At 51.3% G+C, this 7,203-nt stretch carries 7 protein-coding genes; 4 read left to right on the top strand and 3 right to left on the bottom strand.

Annotated elements, in window-relative coordinates; genetic code table 11:
* Positions 1–175: 175 nt before the first annotated feature.
* From dnaK to hrcA, 3 genes are read right to left on the bottom strand one after another with little or no spacing between them, the layout of a single operon-like run.
* On the bottom strand, positions 176–2,098 hold the full coding sequence (gene dnaK, locus JRI95_15535) for a molecular chaperone DnaK (protein MBW2062954.1): 1,923 nt from the start codon (positions 2,096–2,098) through the stop codon (positions 176–178).
* 43 nt (positions 2,099–2,141) lie between these two features.
* A complete protein-coding gene (gene grpE, locus JRI95_15530; GenBank protein MBW2062953.1) occupies positions 2,142–2,750 on the bottom strand; it encodes a nucleotide exchange factor GrpE in 609 nt (202 codons plus the stop codon).
* 28 nt (positions 2,751–2,778) lie between these two features.
* Entirely contained in the window at positions 2,779–3,819 is a 1,041-nt protein-coding gene (gene hrcA, locus JRI95_15525) for a heat-inducible transcription repressor HrcA (protein MBW2062952.1), read from the bottom strand.
* Between the two features lie 545 nt (positions 3,820–4,364).
* On the opposite strand from hrcA, the gene JRI95_15520 reads away from it, so the two are divergent.
* From JRI95_15520 to JRI95_15505, 4 genes are all read left to right on the top strand, one after another.
* On the top strand, positions 4,365–4,736 hold the full coding sequence (locus JRI95_15520; GenBank protein MBW2062951.1) for a hypothetical protein: 372 nt from the start codon (positions 4,365–4,367) through the stop codon (positions 4,734–4,736).
* A gap of 79 nt (positions 4,737–4,815) precedes the next feature.
* Positions 4,816–5,775 carry a ParB N-terminal domain-containing protein gene (locus tag JRI95_15515; GenBank protein MBW2062950.1) on the top strand — a complete coding sequence of 320 codons (960 nt, stop codon included), beginning with the start codon at positions 4,816–4,818 and terminating at the stop codon, positions 5,773–5,775.
* A complete protein-coding gene (locus tag JRI95_15510) occupies positions 5,775–6,839 on the top strand; it encodes a DNA photolyase (protein ID MBW2062949.1) in 1,065 nt (354 codons plus the stop codon). The genes JRI95_15515 and JRI95_15510 overlap by 1 nt, the downstream gene beginning before the upstream one ends.
* An 80-nt stretch (positions 6,840–6,919) precedes the next feature.
* On the top strand, positions 6,920–7,144 hold the full coding sequence (locus tag JRI95_15505; protein ID MBW2062948.1) for a NifU family protein: 225 nt from the start codon (positions 6,920–6,922) through the stop codon (positions 7,142–7,144).
* Positions 7,145–7,203: the final 59 nt, after the last annotated feature.

The raw sequence follows: 7,203 nt of genomic DNA, 5'->3' as shown, positions 1-7,203 counted from the left end.
CGAGTTGGACAGCAGAGGCACGAAAAAACGATTTCATCAGTGACCACTCATCTGAAAGGCTGTATCGTATCTGGAAGAAAGGACGCGGGAGATCAATGCCGGGAAAGTCCCCGGATTGGTATATATTTCATAAGGTCTGACCAATCCAGGAGACTCCTCACCCGACCTGGTTTCATCAATCGCTTTTAACTTCCTCAAAGTCGGCGTCAACAACGTCATCCTCAGAAGGAGCGGCGCCGGCCCCGGCCCCCGGTCCGGTTTCACCGCCTGCAGCGCCGGCGGCCTGCTGCTGGCTGGTCTGCGAGTACATTTGCTCGGCCAGCTTATGCGAGGCCTGGGTCAGGGCCTGAATTTTAGCTTCGATAGCGGTTTTATCATTGCCATCCATGACCGATTTCAGGTCATTGATTGCAGCCTCGATCTCGCCTCTGATCTGGGGATCCACCTTCTCACCCAATTCACTCAGGCTCTTCTCTGTAGTGTAGACAGCGCTATCCGCCTGATTTCGGGCTTCGGCCAGCTCCTTGTTCTGCTTGTCCTCCTCTGAATGAAGCTCGGCGTCTTTAATTGCGTTTTCAATTTCTTCTTCAGTCAGTCCTGAAGAAGCGGTTATCTGGATTGACTGCTCTTTTTGAGTGCCCAGATCCTTGGCCGAGACATGGACGATCCCGTTGGCGTCAATGTCAAAGGTGACTTCGATTTGCGGGAGCCCTCGCGGAGCAGGCGGTATGCCTACCAGTTCGAAACGACCGAGGGTCTTATTATTAGCCGCCATCTCCCTCTCCCCCTGGAGAACATGAATGGAAACAGCAGGCTGGTTATCCGCGGCCGTGGAAAAGATCTGGCTGCGTCTTGTGGGAATGGTCGTGTTTTTTTCGATAAGCTTGGTAAAAACTGCGCCCAGGGTCTCGATTCCAAGGGAGAGCGGCGTCACATCCAGGAGCAGAACGTCCTTGACATCACCGGTGAGTACACCGGCCTGGATGGCAGCGCCGATGGCTACCACTTCATCGGGATTGACGCCCTTGTGCGGCTCCTTCCCGAAGATCTCGGCGACCTTCTGCTGCACCTTGGGCATGCGGGTCATGCCGCCGACCAGAACGACTTCGTTGATGTCGCCTGGTGTAAGGCCCGCGTCTTTTATTGCGATCTGGCACGGCTCGACTACCTTGTCAACCAGGTCGTCAACCAGGGTCTCAAGTTTGGCCCGGGTGAGCTTGATATTAAGGTGCTTCGGGCCGGAGGCGTCAGCGGTGATAAAAGGGAGATTAACATCGGTCTCCATCGCGGTGGAGAGTTCCATCTTGGCTTTTTCGGCAGCTTCCTTGAGCCGCTGCAGGGCCATTTTGTCGTTGCGCAGGTCAAGGCCCGATTCCTTGCGGAATTCATTAGCCAGGTACTCGATAATGCGCAGGTCAAAATCCTCGCCCCCCAGGTGGGTGTCACCGTTGGTGGATTTGACCTCAAAAACCCCATCCCCGATTTCAAGAACGGATATGTCAAAAGTTCCCCCGCCAAGATCGAAGACAGCGATTTTCTCCTCTTTTTTTTTATCAAGGCCGTAAGCCAGGGAGGCGGCGGTAGGTTCGTTAATAATACGCATGACTTCCAACCCGGCGATACGTCCTGCATCCTTGGTGGCCTGACGCTGGCTGTCATTAAAGTAAGCAGGGACGGTAATGACCGCCTGAGTCACTTTTTCACCTAGATATTCCTCAGCCGTCTCCTTCATCTTGCCCAGGATCATGGAGGAAATCTCAGCCGGGCTGAGTTTTTTCCCGCGGGCCTCGATATGAGCGTCACCATTTTCAGCCTGGATGATCTTGTAAGGGACAATCTCAGAATCTTTCTTGATCTCAGGTGAGTTGTATTTACGTCCGATCAATCTCTTGACCGCAAAAATGGTTGCTTCCGGGTTAGTGATGGCCTGGCGTTTGGCCATCTGGCCGACGAGACGTTCCCCGGCGTCGTTGAAAGAGACCATGGAGGGAGTTGTTCTGTTGCCTTCTATATTGGCGATGACTTTGGCGTCATTGCCTTCCATGATGGCCACACATGAGTTGGTGGTGCCCAGGTCTATTCCGATTACTTTGCTCATTTTCTCATCTCCTTGTTTATCTCTAAATATTTCATTTTCCCGATCAGGCTACCTGCCCGTTAGGTTCTTCCAGCGCTGGTTTCCTGGACACAACCACCATGGCTGGTCTGATAAGGCGTTCCTTTAACAGGTATCCCCGCTGGACTTCCTTTATGATCGTGCCATCTTCTGTATCCGGGTTCTCTTCCTGCATGACCGCTTCGTGGTATTGAGGGTCAAATTTTTCTCCCAGAGCAGCCACGGATTTAACTCCGAATTTTTCCAGGATACTGTAAAAGGATTGATAGGTCATTCGTACCCCCTCAACCATTCCTTCCAGGTTCGAATCATCATTTTCGACGTGGTCAAGAGCCCGCTCCAGATTGTCTATAATGGGAAGGAGTTCCTTGATGAAATTCTCGTTGGCGAACTTAACGGTTTCATCCTTTTCCCTTTCCAGGCGTTTTTTCAGATTTTCCTGTTCGGCCGTGGCTCGAATGTAAAGGTCCTGGAATTTTTTGGCTTCCTCCTCCCAGTTTACCTCCTGTGGCAGACCATCGGATGGTGGTTCAGCGCTTAAATCCGGGGCAGGGCTGGCAGGTTGAGCGTCAGATTCGGCGGCAGCCTTCTGTTCGTCTTCAGATAAAGTATCTTGTTTCCTTGTGTCACTCATTTTTAAGGCTTTTTTCGTCTCCATACAGTTAATTTATTGACTCCAGGGCTCGACCAAGCTGCTGGGCGGTGTATTCCACAATAGGAATGATCTGAGAGTAATTCAACCTGGTTGGCCCGAGAACACCTAAGCTTCCGATAGGGGTGGACATACGGGAATAAGCAGAGGTGACCACGGTCCAGCCTTGCATATCAGTCAGTTCGTTTTCCGAGCCGATGAAGATCTGGACTCCCGAGGCGTACATGGCCCTGTCCAGGAGCCTGACCAGGAGCTTTTTCTCCTCAAAGGCCTCAAAGATACTCTTCATGGCCTCTATATCTGAAAACTCTGGATGATCTAAAATATGTCCTTGACCTTCGATGAAGAGGTTATCTTCGACCGTTTCCTGGGTAAAGACCTGGCGGCTCAGTTTAAGGGCCCGAAAAAGCATCGCATCGAACTTGATTTTTTCTTTTTGCAGCTCCCTGATAATGCGGTTTTTGATTTCTCTAATAGTCAATCCTTCAAGAACATCGTTCAGGTAGCGATTAAATCTGTCCAGTTCTTCTTGGGTCAACTCCTCCTCGAGTTCGATGATCCGGTTTTGAACCACACCGGAACGACTTACCAGAATGGCCAGGACCAGGTTGTCACGCAACTGGATAAATTCAATCTGCTTGAGCTCTTGATAGGAAAAGCGAGGCGCCAGGACCAGGCTAATATGTTGAGAGACCATGGAGAGGGTTCTTGAGGCCTTTTTAATAAGCTGTTCGGTGCTCAGGTCGGACCCTGAGAATTCCTTATTGATAGCCTTCATGGCGTGATCGGAAATCGGATTGATTTCCAGAATTGAATCAACATAATACCTCAAACCCATGTCTGTAGGGATACGGCCGGCTGAGGTATGAGGCTGATTCAGGTACCCCATCTCATCCAGATCGGCCATTACGTTTCGAATTGTCGCCGGGGAGAGGTCTAAATCATACTCCTTGGCGACGGTGCGCGATCCCACCGGCTCAGCGGTTCTGATATAACTTTGGATGACGGCATGAAGTATGTTCTTGGCTCTTTCATTTAATAGCTGTCTCATCTTTTTCCGCCAACACCCTGTAAGTCATTGCGTGTTATGCTAACTCTAAACACGGGATAGGCCGTTGTCAAGGCAGTCTCGCCCTGTTTATATTAGAAAAAAAGGCCTTACAGGCATTGAAATCCAGGGTAAGAGGCAAGAAGTTTATGACGGTCGTTATCACAGAAACAGAGAAGATTTTTACGAGCGCTTTAAATGGGGCGGTCTGGCCGGATTTCTGTTAAATGGCCGCCATGGTTTCTCTCTTTCCGGTTCCCTCGAGTTGCCAGGTGAATGCTTGGATACTTGAGACAGCTGGACAAGTAACTAATAGAAATAAATAAGTATTGACCCTAGCCTCGGATTCGGCGTAGACTTTAAAACTGGCTCAAATCGGTACCTCACGGGCAAGAAAGACTGTCACTAACATATCAGAGGCAGCTCGGAAACAGTTCAGAACTCATACTCGCTCGCGCCAGGTGTACTGCAGATGGCCGTGAAGCCTGTGAACGATTGACCTTTTATCATATGAGATCCATTTCGGTGTGAGGAGCCCTTTTTTCATCATGAAGCTGTTCGACCTCCTGCCCAACGAAAGACATAATCTTTACCGATTCCTGGTCTGGCATCTGGGGTATCTCATTTATGTGAGTGCATTTTTTGTTATTATTTATGAGTTTGACCTTTTCAGGTCTTACTGGTTTCTTAAAGAGGCCTGGATTATTTATATGTTATGCCCCCTTCATACCTTGGTTTTCACCTTGATCAGCCCTTTTCGGCGTGACTGGGTTGTGGCCATGGCAAACATGTATCGCGCTTTAGACGGAGAACTCATCTTTTGCACCATGGCTACCATGATCATGGGGGTCGGTTTTTATCTGTACAGCCTTCTCTTCTGGCTGGTGGGGGGACTGATTCCGACCATTATCTATAGTTGATGGACCCAAATCATGGTTAGACTGTTTCTCGTAACGTCCGGCCGCAGCCGGGTATAAGAGCCGGAGAGGGTGACAAACTATGCGCGCAGCTATTTATGACAGGGTAACTGACGATCAGATCGAGGAGGAGGTTCTGTTTCTCCTGAGCTGGGGTTTTGATCTCAAACCGCTCAAAACCTCGATAAGTCGCGTCGGCCTGGTTTCGCCCCTGGTGGTTAAACCGCATCAAGGCCGCTTCAGGCTAATATGCGGCCATCGCCGACGTCAGGCCCTGCGCGAACTGGGGCAGGAGGAATTCTTCGCTCTTATTCTGCCTGATGAATATTCACTTAAGCAGATGCTGGTTCTGGCTTTGGAGGAAAACCTCGGTCACAGGGTGTTTAACGATGCGGAAAAAGCCCTGGCCCTGAATCATTTGGCCTCCTTTTTTCCTTCAGAGGAACTAATCGTTCATTTTCTGCCTCGTCTGGGTCTGCCTCCAAGGCGTGAATTTCTGGAACGCTTCCTGGGACTTGTGCAGTTAGGCTCCCAGGGCTTGACCGCTTTGGCTGAGGGAAGCCTGGACCCTGAGACAGGTGAGCTTCTGCTCGCCCTGGACCCAGTTGACCGGTCAGCGCTTCTTGACTTGCTCGATCAGTTTAAACCAAACCGAAACAAACGGCGGCAGATCGTAACCTGGCTCCATGAGATCAGTCAACGGGACGGGAGATCCGTGGGTGAGGTCTTAAGCGATAAAGCGCTTCAGGCCGTCATTGAGGCTGAAAATTTGAGCCGACCGGATAAAGGAAAAAAGGCTCAAGAAATTATCCACGCCTGGCGATACCCTGAGCTAAGCCAGGCTCAAGAAAAACAGGCCAGGTTGACGGCCAGGCTCAGGCTGCCGGCTGGCATTGGCCTTCAAACTTCGCCGTGGTTTGAAGGGCTGGCGTTTTCCTTTAATCTATCCTTTATCAATCTCGACGATCTCATGAACGGCCTGGATCACTTAAGTGAAATCGCTGCCAGCCCGGAGATGGCGGCTCTTCTGGAACTGGGCTGATGAAGCGTCCCTCTTCAGCGCCCCGGAGTTTAGTGGTCGAGGAGGCTTCAGCCCGCACGCCCCTGGCCGAATCCTTGATGAAACGCCTGCCTCTGGTCCAGATCGTGCCTTCGATCAAACCGGCTCATTATGCGAACTATGATGGAGAGACTTTGATTCTGGCCGAACACAGAGGCGCGTTTGTTAAACCCTGTCCTGGCACCAGGGGCTACATCTGCTGCGGACTCATGATCATCCACCTGGGCTTAGGGTGTAACCTCAACTGTACCTACTGCATCCTTCAGAGTTACCTTGACACCCAGGCCCTGGTTGTGTTCAGTAACTTTGATCAAGGCCTGCGGGAGCTGGAGCGAGTTTTGAGTTCAGATGGACCGCGACCCCGGCGCTTTTGCACCGGTGAATTTACCGACAGCCTCCTGCTTGAGGACCTGACCGGGCTGGCCGCTCGTCTGGTGACCCTGTTTGCAGGTCATAAAGACGTTCTCTTGGAACTTAAGACCAAGACCGATAATGTTGATTCACTTTGCGGTTTGAACCATGGAGGTCGGAGTATCGTCTCTTTTTCGGTCAATGCCCCGGCCGTGGCTGCATCTGAGGAATCAGGGGCTGTCCCCTTGAAGCGGAGAATCACTGCGGCAAAGCGGATGGTTGAGGAGGGGTACCGGGTCGGATTTCATTTCGACCCGCTCATCAGACATGCAGGCTGGAAGGAAGGGTATGCCCGGGCCGTGGCCGATATTTTTTCAGCCGTGCCACCCGAGAGTGTGGCCTGGATCAGCCTGGGCGGGTTTCGCTTTTTACCATCACTGAAACGGATTGTGGCTCGTCGTTACCCTAAGAGCCGCATCATGTATGACGAGTTCATCCCTGCCCCTGACGGGAAGATGCGGTATTTTCGGCCCCTGAGGGTGGAGATGTACCGGCGCCTTGTGTCTGAGATCAAGGCGGCCGCGCCTGAGGCGTGTATTTATCTGTGCATGGAGAATTCCCGGGTCTGGCAGGAGGTCTTTGGCTTCGATCCCGGGCCTTTTGGCTTGATAAAGATGCTTAATCAGAGAGTTTAGTCCCCAGGGCTTGCTTTTCTTGGCGATCGGATTTAACTTATGATAAGATACTTAGTCAGGTTAGTCCAGGAGGTATTAAGATGAAAGAAAAAGTTGAATCAATCTTAAATAAAATTCGCCCGCAGCTTGTGGCCGACGGCGGGAACGTGGAACTGGTTGATGTGGATGAGAACGGTGTGGTTCATGTCAAACTGACCGGCGCCTGCGCGGGCTGTCCCATGGCCCAGATGACGCTTAAACATGGTATCGAAAGGGTCCTCAAGATGGAGGTCCCTGAAGTCAAGAGTGTCGAATCCGTCAACTGATCCCTGCAACCTATTGATTTCCCCAACTTTTCTGCCTTAGAAGCGCAACAAGCAGCAGC

The organism is Deltaproteobacteria bacterium (genome assembly GCA_019308995.1).
Classification (GTDB): Bacteria; Desulfobacterota; Desulfarculia; order Adiutricales; family JAFDHD01; genus JAFDHD01.
This window is presented reverse-complemented; position numbering and strand designations above follow the sequence as displayed.